General features: G+C 71.1%; 18 protein-coding genes and 1 riboswitch. Of the genes, 13 read left to right on the forward strand and 5 right to left on the reverse strand.

Annotated elements, in window-relative coordinates; translation table 11 throughout:
* Positions 1–65: 65 nt before the first annotated feature.
* Entirely contained in the window at positions 66–3,413 is a 3,348-nt protein-coding gene (locus J2X26_RS05795; RefSeq protein ID WP_307490556.1) for a discoidin domain-containing protein, read from the reverse strand.
* A 337-nt stretch (positions 3,414–3,750) separates the two neighbouring features.
* Between J2X26_RS05795 and J2X26_RS05800 the strand changes: the two genes are divergently transcribed.
* Positions 3,751–4,338 (forward strand): 1-acyl-sn-glycerol-3-phosphate acyltransferase, encoded by a 588-nt coding sequence (locus tag J2X26_RS05800; protein WP_307490558.1) that lies wholly within the window; start codon positions 3,751–3,753, stop codon positions 4,336–4,338.
* Here the strand turns inward: J2X26_RS05800 and J2X26_RS05805 are convergent, their stop codons facing one another.
* Positions 4,339–5,427, reverse strand: coding sequence for an epoxide hydrolase family protein (locus tag J2X26_RS05805; RefSeq protein ID WP_307490560.1), 1,089 nt, complete (start codon positions 5,425–5,427; stop codon positions 4,339–4,341).
* Between the two features lie 92 nt (positions 5,428–5,519).
* Here J2X26_RS05805 and J2X26_RS05810 point away from each other — a divergent pair, with 92 nt between their 5' ends.
* The 8 genes from J2X26_RS05810 (at position 5,520) to J2X26_RS05845 (ending at position 9,961) form a co-directional block, all read left to right on the forward strand.
* Positions 5,520–6,149 (forward strand): TetR/AcrR family transcriptional regulator, encoded by a 630-nt coding sequence (locus tag J2X26_RS05810; RefSeq protein ID WP_307490563.1) that lies wholly within the window; start codon positions 5,520–5,522, stop codon positions 6,147–6,149.
* 50 nt (positions 6,150–6,199) lie between these two features.
* Positions 6,200–6,790, forward strand: a complete 591-nt coding sequence (locus tag J2X26_RS05815; protein ID WP_307490565.1) for a DinB family protein — start codon at positions 6,200–6,202, stop codon at positions 6,788–6,790.
* Positions 6,783–7,229: an SRPBCC family protein gene (locus J2X26_RS05820; protein ID WP_307490566.1), complete on the forward strand. Its 447-nt coding sequence runs from the start codon at positions 6,783–6,785 to the stop codon at positions 7,227–7,229. The genes J2X26_RS05815 and J2X26_RS05820 overlap by 8 nt, the downstream gene beginning before the upstream one ends.
* A 36-nt stretch (positions 7,230–7,265) precedes the next feature.
* Complete coding sequence (locus J2X26_RS05825) at positions 7,266–7,436, forward strand: CsbD family protein (RefSeq protein WP_307490567.1); 171 nt, start codon at positions 7,266–7,268, stop codon at positions 7,434–7,436.
* A gap of 144 nt (positions 7,437–7,580) precedes the next feature.
* Complete coding sequence (locus tag J2X26_RS05830; protein WP_307490569.1) at positions 7,581–8,252, forward strand: ArsR/SmtB family transcription factor; 672 nt, start codon at positions 7,581–7,583, stop codon at positions 8,250–8,252.
* 1 nt (position 8,253) lies between these two features.
* Positions 8,254–8,445, forward strand: a complete 192-nt coding sequence (locus J2X26_RS05835) for a hypothetical protein (RefSeq protein ID WP_307490571.1) — start codon at positions 8,254–8,256, stop codon at positions 8,443–8,445.
* A 161-nt stretch (positions 8,446–8,606) separates the two neighbouring features.
* Positions 8,607–9,182 (forward strand): ECF RNA polymerase sigma factor SigK, encoded by a 576-nt coding sequence (gene sigK, locus J2X26_RS05840; protein ID WP_307490572.1) that lies wholly within the window; start codon positions 8,607–8,609, stop codon positions 9,180–9,182.
* Complete coding sequence (locus tag J2X26_RS05845) at positions 9,179–9,961, forward strand: anti-sigma factor (protein ID WP_307490574.1); 783 nt, start codon at positions 9,179–9,181, stop codon at positions 9,959–9,961. The genes sigK and J2X26_RS05845 overlap by 4 nt, the downstream gene beginning before the upstream one ends.
* Positions 9,962–10,289: 328 nt before the next feature.
* Here the strand turns inward: J2X26_RS05845 and J2X26_RS05850 are convergent, their stop codons facing one another.
* Positions 10,290–10,964 carry a fasciclin domain-containing protein gene (locus tag J2X26_RS05850; protein WP_307490575.1) on the reverse strand — a complete coding sequence of 225 codons (675 nt, stop codon included), beginning with the start codon at positions 10,962–10,964 and terminating at the stop codon, positions 10,290–10,292.
* Between the two features lie 168 nt (positions 10,965–11,132).
* Between J2X26_RS05850 and J2X26_RS05855 the strand changes: the two genes are divergently transcribed.
* From J2X26_RS05855 to J2X26_RS05865, 3 genes are all read left to right on the forward strand, one after another.
* Positions 11,133–13,007 (forward strand): cytochrome c biogenesis protein DipZ, encoded by a 1,875-nt coding sequence (locus tag J2X26_RS05855; protein WP_307490577.1) that lies wholly within the window; start codon positions 11,133–11,135, stop codon positions 13,005–13,007.
* 125 nt (positions 13,008–13,132) lie between these two features.
* Positions 13,133–13,207, forward strand: a riboswitch (cyclic di-GMP riboswitch).
* Positions 13,208–13,222: 15 nt separating this feature from the next.
* Positions 13,223–13,369 (forward strand): hypothetical protein, encoded by a 147-nt coding sequence (locus J2X26_RS05860; RefSeq protein ID WP_156374094.1) that lies wholly within the window; start codon positions 13,223–13,225, stop codon positions 13,367–13,369.
* Between the two features lie 186 nt (positions 13,370–13,555).
* Positions 13,556–13,936, forward strand: a complete 381-nt coding sequence (locus J2X26_RS05865; protein ID WP_307490581.1) for an SHOCT domain-containing protein — start codon at positions 13,556–13,558, stop codon at positions 13,934–13,936.
* 52 nt (positions 13,937–13,988) lie between these two features.
* On the opposite strand, the gene J2X26_RS05870 is transcribed toward J2X26_RS05865, so the two are convergent.
* Entirely contained in the window at positions 13,989–16,544 is a 2,556-nt protein-coding gene (locus J2X26_RS05870) for a lysylphosphatidylglycerol synthase transmembrane domain-containing protein (RefSeq protein ID WP_307490582.1), read from the reverse strand.
* 184 nt (positions 16,545–16,728) lie between these two features.
* Here J2X26_RS05870 and J2X26_RS05875 point away from each other — a divergent pair, with 184 nt between their 5' ends.
* Positions 16,729–17,319: an HdeD family acid-resistance protein gene (locus tag J2X26_RS05875; protein ID WP_307490584.1), complete on the forward strand. Its 591-nt coding sequence runs from the start codon at positions 16,729–16,731 to the stop codon at positions 17,317–17,319.
* A gap of 16 nt (positions 17,320–17,335) precedes the next feature.
* Here the strand turns inward: J2X26_RS05875 and J2X26_RS05880 are convergent, their stop codons facing one another.
* The gene (locus J2X26_RS05880) at positions 17,336–18,169 is read right to left on the reverse strand and encodes a CPBP family intramembrane glutamic endopeptidase (protein WP_307490586.1); all 834 of its coding nucleotides are present in this window, start codon (positions 18,167–18,169) and stop codon (positions 17,336–17,338) included.
* Positions 18,170–18,242: the final 73 nt, after the last annotated feature.

An 18,242-nucleotide genomic window follows, 5' to 3' on the forward strand; every position in this document is an offset into this window, starting at 1 on the left:
CGACCGTCCGCCGTCGTACGCCCGGACCGGGGGAGGGGACCCGGCCCGGGCGTCGGTGACGAGTCCTAGTTCCGGTTGATGGTGAACGTGGACGTCGTGTTCTTGATGTCCTGCGCGTTGCCGCTCATGCGCAGGTTGGTGAAGGTCACCGAGCCGACCGCCGGACCCTGACCCTGCTCCGGCATCTCGTTGACCCAGATGCCGAACCCGGACTTGGCGTCCCAGGCGTCCCCGCTCTTGCGTGCCCCGGTGATCGACACGTTGGTGAACGTGGTGTCGGTGATCGGGTTCTGCGGCTGGCTGCCCACGTAGTTCGTCTGGAACATGATCCCGGAGTAGGTCGGGTCGACGATGTCGACGTCGCTGACCCGGATGCCCTGGAACTTCTTCGACGCGGAGAACACCCAGATCGCGGGGAACGTCTGGTTGCCCCAGAAGTGCCCGCCGGCGCGCACGATCGAGATGTTCTGGAAGCTCGTCGGCGCCGCGGAGCCGAACTCGTCCATCGGGTACCCGAAGTCGAGCGAGCTGATCGTGATGCCGGAGTACACGAGCGTGTCCGCGATGTAGATGTTCCGGAACACGTTCCCGTAGCCGCCGTAGACGGCGAGCCCGGCTGCGCGCCACGTGACCAGGGACGTCAGGTTCTCGTAGACGTTGCCGGTCTGGCCCGTGCCGCCCGCGTCGGTGGCCGCGAACAGGGCGAACGAGTCGTCGCCCGTGCCGCGCGCCTCGATGTTGGCCACCCGGTTGTTGGCGCTGCCGTTGGTCATGTTGATGCCGTCGGCGAACGTGTTCCGGATGCGGGAGTTGGTGATCGTGCTGTTGTCCATGTTGGACGCCCAGAACATGCAGATCATGTGCTCGACCCAGAGGTCGTCGACCGTCATGTTCGACACGTTGGTGAAGTCCAGGACCTTGCCGGGGCCGTCGATGCGGCTGGTGTAGTTGCCGAAGTACGCGAACCCGCGGAACTTCGACCCGTTCGACGACGCCTCCGCGCGGAAGCCGACGTCGGTGTTCTCCTGCCCGGTCGGTGCGAAGAACCGCGTGAACCACGGACCGGCGCCGACGATGTCGACCGCCTTGCCGTACACCTGGAACTTGCTCGACGTGCTGTAGTCGCCGGCGGGCAGGTAGACGCCCTTGATCGCGCCCGTGGTGTCCATGCGCGCCTTGTCGAGCGCGTTCTGCACGTCCTGGTGGGTGAATCCGGTCGGCTGCACGTACTGCGCCGGGTTCGGGTTCGGGTTCGCCGTGGCCAGCTCGGTGTTGATGAAGTCGATCGTCACCGGCTGCGGGTTGCTGGCCGTGCGCTGCAGGCGGATGGTCGCGCCGGCGGGCACGGTGGTGCCCAGCAGCGTGCTGGCCTCGTCGTAGATGTGCCGCGGTCCTCCGGAGCCGGGCTGGTTGTTCGGGTTGGTCTCGTTGCCGTACAGCCACGCGAACCGCGACGTCAGGTCGAGGCGCTTGAGGTAGGTGCCGTTGACGAAGACGTCGATGCTCCCGCTGGCTCCGGTGCCGGCGGCGTTGTCCGGGATCGAGAAGCGGGTGACCAGCGTGTTCGTCGGGTTCTTCGTCGTCCACTCCACGTAGGAGCCCGTGGCGCTCAGGGTGGCCGCGCGACGCCCGGAGGCTTCACCGGCGAGGTCGCCGACCGTGCGGTTGGGCCCGACGAGCACCGCGCCGCCGCCCGTGCGGCCGTCCTCGGCCTCGTACATGTCGAACGGCAGACGTGCGCCGCGCCCGACGAAGATCCCCCCGGTCACCACGTTGTTCGCCTGCTTGCCGGGCACCTCGGTGGAGTCCGCGGCGACCGCGCTGGACACGTCGTACGTGCCGTTCCCGGCCGTCCAGGTACCCAGGTTCACGGACCCGCTCGTCGCCCCGGCGGCGATCGCGCCGCTGATCGAGCCGGTGAGCGTCTTGACCACGGTGCCCGTCGTCGAGTCCTTGATGGTGACCGTCAGGCCGTGCGCGGCGGTGGACGTCGGGATGTTGCCGTTGTTGGCGACCGCCCCGGTGAACGTGACGACCGCGCCCGCGGCCGGGTTGCTCGGGGACCAGCTGACGACGGGGACCAGGTCCGAGCTCGCCACGGGTGCCACGACCAGCTTGGTCGGGTTGCTGTAGGCGTTGTTGGACTCGTTCTGCTCGACCACGGTGTTCGCCGCGTCGGCGGTGGCTCCGATCGTGTATGAGCCGGCGGCGCGGGCACCGACGCTCGCGGTGACCGTCGCGGTGGCGCCGGGGTTCAGTGCGCCGACCGACGCGTTGGCGGCGTTCTGCCCGTCCACCTGGAAGGCGACGGTCGTGGCGGCCGAGGCCGTCGTGCCGATGTTCTTCACCGTCGCGGTGAGGGTCACGGGGCTGGACTCCGTCGCGTTCGCCGGCCCGGTCACGCCCGTGACCGTGAGGTCAGGGTTGGGTGCCGCGGCGCCGAACACCTGGAGCTCGGCCACCTGCCCATTGCCCGCGCCGGTGTTCCCGGTGAAGACGAGGCGGACGTCGGTCGCGGTGCCGCTCACGGGCACGGTGACGGTGTTGCCGGTCGACGGGCTGAAGGACCGGCCGGCCGACGGCGCCAGGGTGGTGAACGCCCCGGTGCCGGTGCGGCCCTCGACGGAGAACGTCTGGGTGCGGTTGCCCCACGCGCCGTCCGGGTTGAGCTTGACGGTGACCGCCGAGAGCTGGCTGGCCGACGCGAGCGTGACCGTGAGGTTGCCCGGGTACTGGCCGCCGGCGCCCTCCCAGTAGGTGCCGAGGTTCCCGTCGACCGCGTTGCCCGCGGCGTAGGTCCACTCGGTCGACGACGCGACGATGGGCCGGCTGAGGGCGAGGTTCTGGCCGGTGGGGGGAGTGGTCGGGATCGGGCCGGTCGGCGTCGGCGTGGGGGTCGAGGTGCCGTGGACCTCGAGCTCGGAGAGCTGCCCGGCGGGCCAGCCGGTGTTGCCGGTGATGCTCAGCCGGACGTAGCGCACGGACGTGTCGGTGACGTCGACGTTCACGGTGTTGGCCTGGCCAGGGTCGAACGTGTAGCCCGCCTGGTTCTTCAGGGTGCTGAACGTGGAGCCGTTGGTGGAGCCCTGCACGGTGATGGTCTGCGTGCGCGTGCCCCAGGCGCCCGTCGGCAGCTTGAGGGTCAGGTCGGTGACCGTGGCGGCGCTGCCGAGGTCCACCTGCACCCACTGCGGGAACTGGTTGTTGGTCGACTCCCAGTACGTGCCCTGGTTGCCGTCGGTGACGTTGCCGGCGCCGTAGACGTCCACCGTGCTGCTGGCGGTGGCGGGCTTGCCGGCGGCGAGGTTGGGCTCGGCGGCGGTCGCGCTCTGCGCCGCGAGGGCGAGCCCGAGCGGTACGACGAGCGCGGCCGTGGTGACGCCCGCGACTGCGAGCCTGGCGTTCCTTCTCATGGTGGTCCTCGTTCTCCCGCCCGGGCGGGCTCGATGCCGGGCGCGCTGCTCGGACCGCCACCCGGTTCCGGGCGCGCGGGACCGGCCCGTCAGGGGCGTCGGTGCCCCGTCGGCGCGCACGGCGGTGAACTGCGGAGCTGTGTACCGTCCGACAGTTGCGACCATGCGCACCACTTTGTGCGTCGGTCCTGTCGAGTTCTTGCGGCTTCGTGACCAGACACTACGAACGCGGGTCGGACGAGTCAAGAGGAACCGGAGAAACAGCACACGCCGCTGTGACTGCACGCGCTCCCACGGGTGCGGAGCGCGCTTCCCCGCTCGGGGTACCGTCCACCCCGTGACGTTCCGACGAACCCTGGCTCGCGCCTACTGGCGCCTCAGCCGCTGGACCTTGCAGACCGAGCGCGTGCCGGTGGACGGGGCGGGGCTGCTCATCGGGGCGCCGCACACCTCGAACTGGGACTTCATCCTCATGCTCGCGATCTCGGGCGAGGCCGACCTGAAGGTCCGCTGGCTCGGCAAGCACCAGCTGTTCAAGGGGCCTGCCGGCCCGCTGATGCGGGGGCTCGGTGGCATCCCCGTGGACCGTCGCGACCCCGCCGGGCTGGTCGACGAGCTCGTGGAGCGCATCCAGGGCGGCGACCGGTTCTACCTGGTCGTCACGCCCGAGGGCACCCGCAGCGGCTCCGGCTGGAAGTCGGGGTTCTACCGGATCGCCCGCGCCACCGACCTGCCCGTGACCCTCGGCTACGTCGACCGCACCACGATGACCGCCGGTCTCGGTCCGACGATCCGGCTGACCGGCGACGTCGCCGCCGACATGGACGTCGTCCGCGCGTTCTACGCCGACAAGTCCGGCTTCGCGCCGTCGCGCCGGACCGAGCCGCGCCTCCGGGAGGAGCTCCCGGAGGCCGGCCCGGCCTAGTCAGAGCGAGCGGAAGAACGCGTCGACGTCCTCGACCAGCACGTCCGTCGCCTCGTGCGCGGCGTAGTGGCCGGGGGTGTCGTAGACGTTCCAGCGCACGATGTTCGCGTGGTCGCGGTGCGCGAACCGGCGGACCGACAGGAAGTCGTTCGTCGAGCCGGCCAGCGCCGTCGGGGTCTGTGTAGGCGCTGCCGGCCCGTTCCGCTGTTCTGTCGAGTCGGTCATCTCCTTGTAGAAGCGGATCGACGAGCCGCTGGTCCGCGTGAACCACGAGACGGCGACGTTGGCGACGACGAACTCGTCGTCGAGCCCGACCATCAGCTGACCGTTCCAGCCGAGCAGCCCGGTCGGGGAGTCCGCGAGCGCGTGCGCCAGCGTCTGCGGCTGCTGCGACTGCAGCACGTTGAAGGCGCCCATCGACTCCCAGAACCACTGCAGCCTGGCCATCGCCGCCTGCTCGTCCTCGGTGAGGTCGGCCATCTCCGCGGGGTCGCCCGACGGGAACGAGAACAGCTGCGTGACGTGCACGCCGATCACGTGCGGGTCGATCCGGCCCAGCTCGGGGGAGATCATCGAGCCCGCGTCGTTGCCGACCGCGCCGTAGCGCTCGTAGCCCAGGCGTGCCATGAGCTCCTTCCAGGCCCGCGCGGTCCGCGGGATGTCCCAGCCGCGGTCCGTCGTCGGCCCCGAGAACCCGAAGCCGGGCAGGGACGGGATCACCAGGTCGTAGCCGGCGGCCGTGAGGGGCTCGATGACGTCGAGGTACTCGACGACCGACCCCGGCCAGCCGTGCGTGAGGATCAGCGCGACGGGGTCGGTGGCGCCGGAGCGGACGTGCAGGAAGTGGATCGTCTGACCGTCGATCTCGGTCGTGAACTGCGGGTGCGCGTTGAGGCGGGCCTCGAGCGCGCGCCAGTCGAACGACGTGCGCCAGTGCTCCGCCCAGGCCTTCACCTGGCTGAGCGCGACCCCGTACTCGTTGCCCGAGCCGGGGATCTCGTCGGTCCACCGGGTGCGGGCCAGCCGGTCCTGGAGGTCGTCGAGCTCGGCCTGCGGGACGTCGACGCGGAAGGGCTGGATGGTGCTCATGGTGGCCTCCTCAATCTGGAACGGAACACATCGTTCCGCTACTCAGGAGACTAGCGGAACGAATCATTCCGTTCAAGTGCTAGCGTCCCCTCATGAGCACTCCTCTCAGCGGACGCAAGGCGCAGGCTGCGCGCAACGACGAGGTGATCCTGGCCGCGGCCCGGACCGTCTTCATGCGCTCGCCCGACGCCCCGATCGCCGCGGTCGCGCAGGAGGCCGGCGTCGGGATCAGCGCGCTCTACCGCCGGTTCGCCGGCAAGGAGGACCTGCTGGCCACCCTGTGCGCCGACGGGCTCCGCCGGTTCATCGCCGTCGCCGACCGCGCCGCGCAGCTCGCGGACCCGTGGGACTCCTTCGCGTCGTTCGTCGAGGGCGTCATCGAGGAGGACACCCACTCGCTGACCGTCCACCTGGCCGGGACGTTCACGCCGACCCCCGAGCTGAGCGAGCTCGCGCAGGAGGCGAGCGACCTCGGCGACGCCATCGTCGAGCGAGCCGTCGCCGCCGGCGCGGTGCGCGACGACCTGGTGACGGAGGACGTCGCCATGATCTTCGAGCAGGTCACCGCCGTGCGTGTCGACGACCCCGCGCGCACGCGCGTCCTGCGAGCGCGGTACCTCGCGCTGCTTCTCGACGCCGTGCGCCCGGGCGCCCGGACGCGCACCCTGCCGGGACCCGGACCCACCGGCGCCGAGCTCGGTGCGAGGTGGATCCCGCGCTGAGTGTCTGAGGTCGTCGCTACCGTCGGCACCCCCTCACTCAGGAGCCCTTCATGGACGAGTTCGACTGGTCGATCCTCAGTGTGCCGACGGCCCGCGCCGTCGTGCGGGGACAGCTCGAGTTCTCGTGGTGGGAGCTGGGGCAACGGCTTGAGACGGTCACCCAGGACGAGTTCCTGTGGGAGCCCGGCCCCGGCGCCCTGAGCGTCCGTCGCCGAGGAGAGACCACCGCGCCGCGGGCGTTCGGCGTCGGCGAGTGGGTGGTCGAGTGGCCCGAGTCGGGGGATCACCCGGGACCCCGGACCGTCGCCTGGCTCGTCGCGCACCTGACCGACGTGCTCTCCGAGCGCTACGACTGGACGTTCGGCGACCACCAGGCCCGGCGCGCCACGCTCACGTACTCCGGCGAGGTCGGTACGGCCGTCGCCGAGCTCACGCGGGTGGTCGACCTCTGGCGTGCGGGCATCGCGGGGATGTCCGACGATGACATCTTCACCGTCGGGTTCAGTCAGGCCACCGAGATCGACCAGCAGTCGCCGTTCGCCCACCTGGTGGCGCACATCAACCGCGAGATCATCCACCACGGCTCGGAGATCTTCACGCTGACGGACCTGTACCGCGTGCGAGGAGGAGCCCATGTCTGAGAACCACGTCGCCCGCGCGACGGTCGAGATCCCCGCGTCCGCCGAGACCGTCTGGGACACCCTCGTCGACCCGGAGGCCACCTGGATGCTCGGCGCGCGCGTGACCAGCGCGTACGTCGTCGGCGTGCCGATCACCTTCGACGGCGAGTGGGACGGCAGACCCTTCCAGGACCACGGCGAGATCCTCGAGGTCGACCGGCCGAGACGCCTGCGCTACACCCACTACTCACCCCTCAGCGGGCAGCCGGACGTGCCCGAGAACTACCACCACCTGACGTTCACCTTCGAGGAGCACGACGGGACCACCGACGTGACCTTGGAGCAGGACGGCAACGGGTCCGCGGAGGAGGCGGAGCACGCGACCGCCAACTGGGCGCAGGTGCTCGGGGCGCTGCGGGGCGCGGTCGTTGCGGATGCGGGAGCCGCGTCGCCGTCGTAGCGTCGAGTCGTTGCCAACCCGAGAGGAGTGATTCTGATGGGTCTCGACGACAAGATCAGCAACGCTGCGGAAGAAGCCAAGGGCAAGGTCAAGGAATCGGCCGGCAAGGCGACTGACGACGAGCGTCTCGAAGCAGAAGGCAAGCGCGACCAGGCCAGCGCGAATCTCAAGCAGGCCGGCGAGAACGTCAAGGACGCGTTCAAGTGAGCTAGTACGGCACGACCGACGAGGGCCCCCACCGACGACGGTGGGGGCCCTCGCCGCGTCCGGGCCATCGATCGCCTGCATCACGCAACACTCATTGCGCAATAACTCTTGCGCAATAAGTGTTGCGAGTTCTATTCTCGAACCATGAGCACCACGGAGACCGGCGACACCCGCCACAGCCCCAGCGACCCGGAGCGCATGCGAGCGCTCGCGCACCCGCTGAGGCTCGCGCTCCTGGAGTTCCTGGACGACGTCGGCGAGGCGACCGCGACGCAGTGCGCCAAGCACACGGGCGAGTCCGTGGCCAACTGCTCCTTCCACCTCCGCCTCCTCGCCCGCTACGGCTTCATCGAGCCGGCGGAGCAGCGCGGCCGGGAGCGCCCGTGGCGGAGCGCCGAGCGCACCTACTTCGAGCCCGACCCGTCGGTGCCCGGCTCGATCCGGGCGGTCGTCGAGCTGGCCGAGGTGACCGTGCGACAGGAGGCCGAGGGGTTCATCGGCTTCCTGCGGGAGCGGGCAGACCGCGCCGACGAGCTCGCGGGCACCCCGCTGCCGGTCTCGATGACCAAGGACTCCTTCTGGGCCACGCCTGACGAGACCGACGAGCTCATGCAGGCGGTGAACGCCCTGCTTGCGCCCTACATCCGGCGTGTCCAGGACACGGCCGACCGCCCCGCGGGCGCGCGCCTCATGCGCTGGTTCGCGACGAGCCACCCCGATCTGACCTTTCCTCCCGCACCAGGTCCGGAGGCGTCCGACGCCCCCGACGCGGCCACCGAGCCGCCCGAGCCGCCCTCGCCCCAGAAGGAGGCGTGACATGGTCGCGCTGACGTACGACGTGCGCACCGTGCGCATCCCTGTCCCCCGGATCGTCATCCCCCGGCGTGCGCCGAGCAGGCCCGCCCGTCCGGCCCGTCGGATCCTCGAGCCGTGGCAGCGCGCCGAGCGCGTCGCGTCCGAGCGGCGCCTCGACGCCCATCGCGACGCCGCGCTCGCCGTCCACCGCTGACCGCTCCTGCCGCAGAGCAATCCGCGCGCCCGTCGGCGACGAACTCCGAGTGACCCATCCGCGACGGACGACAGGACCCGATGTCCCACGCCCAGCTCTGTGCGCCTCCGGCGCGTCCCGCCGAAGGGCGGGCCGCCGAGCGGTGGGGCACACTGGCCCGCGTGGAGCGAGGACCGGACGAGGCCGACGCGCCCCGCTCCGCCGAGTCCCTGCTCTCGGACGTCGGGCGGGGTGACGACTCGGCGTTCGCCGTCCTCTACGACACCCTCGGCCGAGGCGTCTTCGGCACCTGCCTCGGCGTCCTGCGGGACCCGGACCACGCCGCCGAGGTCGCCCAGGAGGTGTGGGTCGAGGTGTGGCGCACCGCCCCGCGGTTCGACGCCGCGCGCGGTTCGGCTCGCACCTGGACCCTCACGCTCGCCCACCGGCGGGCCGTCGACCGCGTCCGTGCCGTGCAGGCGCAGCGCGACCGCGACCAGCGGGTCCTCGACGAGAGCACCGAGCGCGAGTTCGACGTCGTCGCCGACGAGGTGGAGTCCGCCCTCGAGCAGGTCCGCGTCCGCGACTGCCTCGGCACGCTGACCCCCACGCAGAAGCAGGCCGTGGTCCTCGCCTACTACGGCGGCCGGACCTACCGTGAGGTGGCCGCCGAGCTCGCCGCGCCGCTGCCCACGGTCAAGACGCGGATCCGCGACGGACTGCTCCGCCTGCGCGACTGCTTGGGGGTGACGTCATGACGACCGGGTCCTCATCCTTCTCCGGCGACGACGTGCGCTCCCTGCTCGGCGCCTACGCGCTCGACGCCGTCGACCCCGACGAGCGCGCCGCGGTCGAGCGCCTGGTCGCCACCGACCCGTCCGCCGCTGCCGAGCTGGCGCAGCTGACCGCTGTCGCCGCGACCCTGGGCGACGCCGTCGCCGGCGAACCCCCGGCCGCCCTGCGCGCCTCGGTCCTCGACGCGATCGCCGACGTCCCCCAGCTCGGCCCGCTCGCGGGTCCCAGGCACGTCGACCGCTCTGCCGCGACGTCCGACCAGCCCGAGGTCACCCACCTCGCCGACCGCCGCCGACCGTCGCGCACGCGGTGGCTCGCCGTCGCTGCCGCGGTCGTCGTCGGCGCCGCCGTGCCCACCGCGCTCGCGCTGCAGCAGGCGCAGCGCGCGAACCAGGCGGAGCAGCAGCAGCAGGCGCTCGCCGACCTGCTGACCGACCCGTCGGCGGTCGTCGTGCACGGTGATGTCACCGGGGGCGGCGCTGCCACGGCGATCCTCACCGACGACCGCGCGCTGTTCAGCGCGACCGGCCTGCCGGACCCCGGCGACGACAAGGCCTACCAGCTGTGGGTCGTCGACGCCGACGGCGCCACGTCCGCGGGCGTGCTCGCCGACGACGCCGGCTCGGTCCGTCAGCTGACCGACGACTTCTCGCCGGGCGACGCCCTGGCGATCACCATCGAACCGGCAGGCGGATCCACCCAGCCGACGACAGACCCCCTGGTCGTCCTGACCAGCACCTGACCGTCGCGGCACACGCTTCCGGCACCCTCGAGCTCGGCACTCCGCGCCGGGCTCGGCGTCTGTCGCCACCGAGCTCGACCCCCACCGCCGCGGCGGCGGGATTGGCAGTTTCCGACGAGATCGGCAGTTGCAACTGCCGATCTCGTCGGAAACTCACGATCTCGCGCGGCGAGCGGCGGCGGGCGCGGCCGGGCGGCGGCAGTCGCGGCCGGACGCGACGGAGCCCCCTCGCCGTACCCTGCGAGGGGGCTCCGCGGCTCGTCCGGCGTCAGGGGTGCCGGGCGTGCGCAGACGGACCGGCTGCCGCAGCGACCGGTCCGCCGGGTCGTCACATCGTCGGCATGAGGACCGAGTCGATGAGGTAGACGGTCGCGTTGGCGGTGTGGACGCCGCCGCAGATGACCTTGGCGCCGTTGACCATGAGGGTGTCGCCGGAGCCGGTGACCTCGACCGTGCCGCCCTGGACGGTGGTCTGCGTGCCGTCGATCATGTCCGGCGACAGCTGCCCGGGCACCACGTGGTACGTGAGGATCGAGGAGAGCGTCGCGGAGTCGGTCTTGAGGGCCTCGATGGTCGCGGCGTCGATCTTGGCGAACGCGTCGTCGACCGGCGCGAAGACCGTGAACTCGTCGCCGTTCAGGGTGTCGACCAGGTTGACGTCCGGGTTGAGCTGGCCGGACACGGCCGCCACGAGCGTGGTGAGCAGCGGGTTGTTCGACGCGGCGACGGCGACCGGGTCGGTCGACATGCCCGTCACGGAGCCGGGGCCGTCGGGGACGGCGGCGGCGTAGTCGGCACAGCCGGGGCCGACGAGGTCAGCGGCGGGGTCGGCGGTCATCGCGTCGTCCATGGGCGTCTCGGTCTCCATGGGCGCCTCCATCGACGCGGACGAGTCGGAGCCTGCGGTGTCGTCGGCCGAGCCCGAGCTGCAGGCGGTCAGGGCGAGGCCCGTGACGCCGGCGAGCAGGACGGCGGCGATGCGGGTGCGGTTCGTGGTGCGCATGGTGGCTCTCCCTTGAATCGTGGTCCGGGTGGGTACCCGCCCGGTGATCTCTCGGGTGGGGTTCGGGGCGGTCCGGGGAGCGGATGGGTGGGATTGCCGACGACTTCTCGATCCGTTCTCGACCGCCGTTCGACCCATCCCCGGGGTCCGCGGCGGCGAACCCCGGCCATGGACCTGCTCACGCTCGCGCTCATCGGCCTCGTCGGTGGCCTCATCACCGGCATCTCGCCGTGCATCCTGCCTGTGCTGCCCGTGGTGTTCTTCGCGGGCGGCGTGGAGGGTGCACGCGGGCGACCCACAGTGAAGACGGGGAACAACGCCAAGGGCGCCGCCGGGTCGGTGGGGGCGATGGCGCAACCGTCGTTCCTGTCGGGCGGTGCCGGGTCAGCAGGCGCCGGCTCCGTCGCGACCCTCGACCGGCCCGTCCCGACGTCGGACGACCGGCGACGTGACCGCGTCGCCGCCCGCCGCCCGTACCTCGTCATCGCAGGGCTGGTCACCAGCTTCACGCTGGTCACCCTCGTCGGCACGGTGCTGCTCAACCTGCTCGGCCTCCCGCAGGACCTGCTGCGCTGGGCGGGCATCGCGGTGCTGGCACTCCTGGGCCTGGGGCTGCTGGTCCCGCGGTTCGAGGAGGTCCTGGAGCGTCCGTTCCAGCGGCTGACCCCGAAGCGGGCACCGGGTGCGGCCAGGGGCGGCTTCGTGCTGGGGCTCGGCCTCGGCGCCGTGTACGTGCCGTGCGCGGGCCCGGTGCTCGCGGCGATCACGGTCGCGGGGGCGACGGGCTCGGTGGGTCCGGGCACGGTCGTCCTGACGGTGTCGTTCGCGCTCGGTGCCGCGATCCCGCTGCTGATCCTCGCGCTCGCGGGTCGCAAGGTGGCCGAGCGCATCGCCGCGTTCCGCACGCACCAGCGGGGGATCCGGGCGGCGGGCGGGGTGCTGATGATCGCGCTGGCCCTCGCGCTGGCGTTCAACCTCACCGACGCGATCCAGCGCGCTCTGCCCGGCTACACAGAGTCGCTGCAGGCGTCGGTCGCCGCCAACGAGACGGTGCGTGAGCAGCTCGACCTCGGCGGGCTGGTCACGGACGAGAACCGGCAGCTGGCGCAGTGCACCAACAGCTCCGCGGAGCTGGAGGACTGCGGGCCGGCGCCGGCGATCCGAGGTATCGATACCTGGCTGAACACGCCGGACGGTGCGCCGGTCGATCTGGCGGACCTGCGGGGCAAGGTCGTGCTGCTCGACTTCTGGGCGTACTCCTGCATCAACTGCCAGCGCTCGGTCCCGCACGTGACGGCGTGGGAGGAGGCGTACCGCGACGACGGCCTGGTCGTCATCGGCGTGCACACCCCCGAGTACGCGTTCGAGCGCGAGACCCGCAACGTCGTCGACGGTGCGCAGCGGCTGGGCATCACATACCCGGTGGCGCAGGACAACGCGTACGCCACGTGGACCGCGTACCGGAACCGGTACTGGCCGGCGCACTACCTGATCGACGCCGACGGCCAGGTCCGCCAGGTGTCCCAGGGCGAGGGCGGCTACGCCCGCACGGAGTCCCTGATCCGCGAGCTGCTCCAGCAGGCCGATCCGGGGGTGGACCTGCCGGCCCGCACCCAGGTGGACGACACGACGCCCGAGGGTGACGTGACGCCGGAGACGTTCCTGTCGGTGAGCAAGAAGTCGAACGTGGCCGGCGACTACCGCGAGGGGGAGGCCACCTACACGCTCCCGCAGGACCAGGCGGCGGACACCGTGTCGTTCGGCGGCACGTGGACGACGGACTACCAGGGGGCGACGGCGGGCGCCGATGCTGCGCTGCGTCTGCGCTACCACGCGAAGGTCGTGCAGGTGGTGCTCGGAGGATCCGGGAGCGTCCGGGCGACCGTTCGGGCCGAGGACGGGCAGGTGGTGGACCGCGTGGAGGTGGCCGTCAGCGGCTCGCCGCGGGCATACTCGCTGGTCACCGACGAGTCCGTGGGTCGTGGGACCCTCGAGCTGTCCGTCTCCGAGGGGGTCCAGGCCTTCTCGTTCACGTTCGGGTGAACGCCCACGCGGAGTCCCGCGAAACTATCGGTGATACGCCCGACCGGGTGAAATGGACGGATGTCCGATTTTGGTCTGTTGACACGCTTCCACGGACTCTCATGTTGCTCTAATGTCTGACTTGTCAGCGAAAACGGCAAACCCTCTGCGAAGAGGGGACGCAAAGCCACGGGACCTACATGGTCAGCCGGGCTACCGAACAGACAGGACCTGTCATGGACCAGCGTGGGTACTCAGCAGACCCGTCCGAGACCTCCACCCCGGCTTTTCCGGCCCCTCGCGTCAAGGCGTGGGCCGGGCTCGCTGCTCGTCGCAGCGTGATCGAGCTGGTGCCGGCGCAGCGCGAGCACGCGGCGGCCTGAGAGCGGTCGCATTCCGCGATCAACGACGTTCTTCCCAGAACCCCCCGGCCCCATCGGGCCGGGGGGTTCTGCGATGTCGCAGGTCAGGCGTGTGTGTGAACATTCTCGCAATTCGGGCGACTCGTCGGTTAGCCTCTGCCCAGCGGGCTAGCCAGTAGAGGACAGCCGCCGTTGAGAGAAGGTCACATGGACAGCTTTGCACAGTGGTTCTGGCTGCTGATCTGGTGGTTCCTGTTCTTCGCCTACCTCGTCATCCTGTTCCAGATCATCGGGGACCTCTTCCGTGACCACGCGCTCAGCGGGTGGTGGAAGGCCGTCTGGATCATCTTCTTGATCGTCGTCCCATTCCTCACGGCCTTGATCTACATCATCGCCCGGGGCAAGGGGATGGCGGAGCGACAGATGCAGGCCGTGCAGCAGGCCAAGTCGGACACTGACAGCTACATCCGCGAGGTCGCCGCGGGTAAGTCGCCGGCGGAGCACATCGCCGACGCCAAGGCTCTCCTCGACGCGGGCACGATCGACCAGAACGAGTTCAACCAGCTGAAGGCCAAGGCGCTGGCCTGACGAGTTCGACCCTCCGGGCCGGTACCGCACAGGTGCCGGCCCGGAGGTGTGTCTAGAGCTCGCCGGTCTTCTGCAGGTAGCGCATGGCCGCCCAGCCGATCGGGATGCGCAGCCAGTAGGTGGCCACCCGGAACAGCACCGCGATCGACGTGGCGATACCGGCGTTGATGCCGGTGATGCTGGTGAGCGTGCCGGCGAGGGCCAGCTCGATGGTGCCCATGCCGCCGGGGGTGGGCACGAGGGCGCCCGCGGTGTTGCCGGCGAGGTAGACGAGGGCCACCTGGATCAGGCTGGCCTCCTGGCCGAACGCGGCGAGGCTCGCGTCGAACGCGAAGATGAAGCCGAGCGTCATCAGCAGGTTGCCGGCGACCGCCAGCGCCAGGCGCCACGGCTGACCGAGGACCTCGATGAGCCGGGGCCAGGTCTGCCGCAGGGTTGGCATGGTCTTGGCGAGCACCCACTGGCGCACCTTGGGCACCAGCAGGCCGGACGCGATGAGCGCGGCGACGATCCCGATGGCGAACAGCACGGCGGGCGAGATCGGCAGGGCGGACTCGTTGGAGCCGGACGCGATGCTGAGCACCAGGAGCAGCGCGAGGGTCACCACGAACTGGCTCACCTGGACCAGGGCGACGGTCGCCGCGGCGAGGCTCGTCGAGACGCCGCGGCGGGTGAGCATCCGCAGGTTGAGCGCGGCGGGGCCGATGCCGGCCGGGGCGGCCAGCCCGACGAACGTCGCGGCGGTCTGCACCAGCGTCGCGCGCCAGAAGGGCAGCTTGACCGGGGAGAACGCGACGAACGCCAGGGCGGCGCCGAACAGGGTGACCAGGCCGAGCGCGAACGCGACGACCGTCCAGCGCCAGTCGCCCGCAGCGAGCGCGGAGGTGATCTCCTCGACGTTGATGCTGGTGATGACGAAGACGATCGCGGCGATCGGCACGACGATGGTCAGCACCGTCCGGGCGCCGAACCGGACCAGCTGCTGCGGCTCGACGTCGGCCTCGGGCAGGTGGGCGACGAGCGCGGACCGCAGCTCGGCCAGCACCTTCTTGTTCGCGCGCATCTCGTCACGCGTGAGACGCGGCAGCGTGATCATCTGCAGGAGCGGGCCGATCGCGGCGATGTGCTCGTCGGGCAGGACGGTGGCCGCGGAGTCGAGCGCACGCGTCGCGCCGACGCGCAGGGCGAGCAGCGCCAGCAGCTGGGTGACGTCCATCCGCCGCGCCAGGTCGGACGACGCGACGTCGCCCTGCTCCCAGCTGGTCAGCCAGACGATCGGGCGGCCGACGACGGTCTCGACGAGCAGGACGTCGCTGGTCAGCGAGCGGTGCGCGATCCCGGCGTCGTGCGCGAGCTGCAGCTGGGCCCAGATCTCCTGGAGCACCTCGTCGGTGAGCTGGTCGGCGTCGAGGTCGCTCAGCGGCACCGCGCGGTCGGGGCGCTCCTGCACCAGCAGCATCGAGTCGTCCGCCTCGGCGATGCTCAGCAGCCGGGGCGTGCGGACCCCGGCGGCGCGGGCGGCGTAGGCGAGCAGCGCGGCGCGCTCGGCGGCCTGGCGCAGCGAGACGACCGAGCGGCCCTCGATCCCGCGCATCCGCAGGGACCGCCAGAGCCGGTTGAGCATGCCGACCACCTGGCGGTCGCCGTCGACGACGACGAGGTCGAGCTCCTCGCCGTCGCGCGTCGTCAGCTCGTACAGGCGGTGGTCGGTGGAGCGGGTCAGCGCGCGGGCGGCCTGGTCGCCGTCGAGCGGGGTGTCGTGGGCGGACTCCTCGGTGGTCGAGTCGGCCACCCGCAGCAGCCGCACGGGCTCGAACCCGGCCCGCCGGACGCCCGCGACGAGGCTCTCCCCGTATGCCCGCTCGGACAGCACGCCCGACAGGTACCGGACGCCGAGACCGGTCACGCGTCCGATCAGGAACGAGACGACGAGGCCGGGCAGCGACACCCCGGCGGTGATCAGCAGCACGCCGACGGCGATCCAGAGCAGGTTCCACGACCACTTGACGGTGCGGCGCCGACCGCGCGGCCCGACCACGGTGAGCAGGCCGACCAGCAGCGCGACGTACCCGGGGAGCGTGACCACCCACTGGCCGTTCGCCCGGATGGACATCCCGATGACCAGCTCCGTGGAGCCGAACGTCTCGATGGCCCACAGCGCGGCGATGTTGAGGACCAGTGCCACGAACGCCGCGATCAGGCCCTCGAGCAGCTGCCGGCCCAGCCGCCGGAACGCCAGCTCGGTGATGACGGCGAGCGGGACGGCGAGCGTCACGAACATCTCGAGGCCGACGCGGGGGACGAACAGGATCCGGTTGAGCAGGCTGGCGAACCCCTGGACGTCCTCGGCCACGCCGGTCGTCGTGTTGTGCGCGTAGGTGGCCAGGACCAGGACGAGCGCGATGCCGAGGACCGACAGCACCATGGCCAGCAGGTCGCTCGGGTGGTGCACACGGACCGCGGGCACGTCGACGATCTCGATGCCGGACGTGTCGGACGGGTCAGGAGCGGGGGATTCGGCGCCGGGTCCGGGCTCGCCGACGGGCGCGGGGACGTCGACGGTGGCACCCGCGTCGACGTCCGCGCGGCTGGCGGGCGTCGCGGACATACGGGCGAGTCTAGGCAGCCGTGCCGCATACGCCCGTCAGGGCGGGTCCGCGCCGTCGTTCTGCTGGTTGACCTGCCGGTTCGGAGGTCTGCGCGCGTCGGGGTGCTTCGTCCGGGTCGTCCACTACCGTGACGCTCGAACGCTCTTGCCGCTCGCGTCGAACCGACTCCCTGTGGAGGCACCGATGTCAGACGACCTGACCACCGCCGACATCTCGTCCGCGCTGAGCCGCAGCTGGTGGCTCCCGGTGCTGCGCGGGGTGGTGCTGCTGGTCCTGGGCCTGCTCATGCTCGTGCAGCCGCTGTGGTCGGTGACGGCTCTCGTCTGGATCTTCGGCATCTTCGCCATCCTCGACGGGATCGTCGCCGTGGTGGAGTGGTTCGTGAACCGCAAGGACCCCGGGGCGGGGTGGTTCCTGCTGTCCGGGCTCTTCAGTCTCACGATCGGCATCGTGGTCGTGGTCTGGACCCCCGAGACCGCCCAGATCCTCTTCTACCTGATCGCCGGCTGGGTGCTGATCCTCGGGATCCTCGGGATCATCGCGGCGGTCGTCCTGTATCGGGCGCGGGACGCCGGCTGGTACTGGGTGCTGACCTTCGGGCTGGTGAACTTCCTGTTCGGCCTGCTGATGCTGACGCACCCGCAGACGGTCGTCTCGGTGGTCGTCGTGCTGCTGGGCATCTTCGCTTTCGTCGGCGGCGTCATCCTGATCGTCAGCGGGTTCGCGACGAAGGGCGCGGTCCGGGAGCTGGGCACCCCTTCGGCGGACGTCTGAGGCTCAGCTCAGAGGCTCAGTTCAAGCCCAGCATCGCGATCCACGCGGCGGGGATCAGCGCGTAGCCGACGAACACGAACGTGTCCATGAGCGTGTGCGCCATCACGAGCGGCATCACCCGCCGCTTGCGCCGGTAGTACTCGGCGAACAGCAGGCCCATGATCGCGTTGCCGACGAACGCGCCCCAGCCCTGGTACAGGTGGTACGAGCCGCGCACGAGCGCGCTGGTGATGACGATCGCCGGCGCGCTCCAGCGCAGCTCACGCAGCCGCTCCATCAGGTAGCCGACGACGATGACCTCTTCGAGCAGCGCATTCTGCAGCGCGGCGAGCAGCAGGACCGGGATGGTCCACCAGGCGGCGTTCAGCGCGGAGGCCTGCACCTCGACGGCGAGCCCGAGGGTCCGCGCGATCGCGTAGAGGCCCAGGCCGGGGATGCCGATCGCGGCCGCGAGCCCGACGCCGATCCCGAGGTCCCGCCACGGGCGCGTGAAGTCCAGCCCGATCCGGCGGACCGCTGACTTCCCGTTGGCGGACAGCAGGTAGAGCGCCAGCGCGACGGGGACCAGCGCGAATCCGACCTGGAGCAGCTGGTAGGTGAGGTCGAGCCACGGGCGCGGCGACCGGCTGGGGTTGAGCGTCGTCGTCTGGTCGCCCAGCGGTGGGCCGGCGGTCAGGCGGTCGATGAGGTTGACCACCGCGTAGAGGCCGGACTTGCCGAGCGACAGGCCCAGGACGATCCAGATCTCGGTGGTGATCCGTCGGCGGTAGGCGCGCTGGGAGGGCGGCGGGGCAGTCCCGACGGCCGCGGCATCGTCCGGGCGCGCGTCAGTGGGCGGCGGCGCTGTCATGCCCGAAGCGTAGGCCGGGTCTCTGGGCGCAACCTGGATGCCGCCTGGGGAGAGGGGTTGCCAGGGCGGCCAT

The sequence above is a fragment of the Cellulomonas humilata genome, from assembly GCF_030814415.1.
GTDB classification, from domain to species: Bacteria; Actinomycetota; Actinomycetes; order Actinomycetales; family Cellulomonadaceae; genus Cellulomonas; species Cellulomonas humilata_A.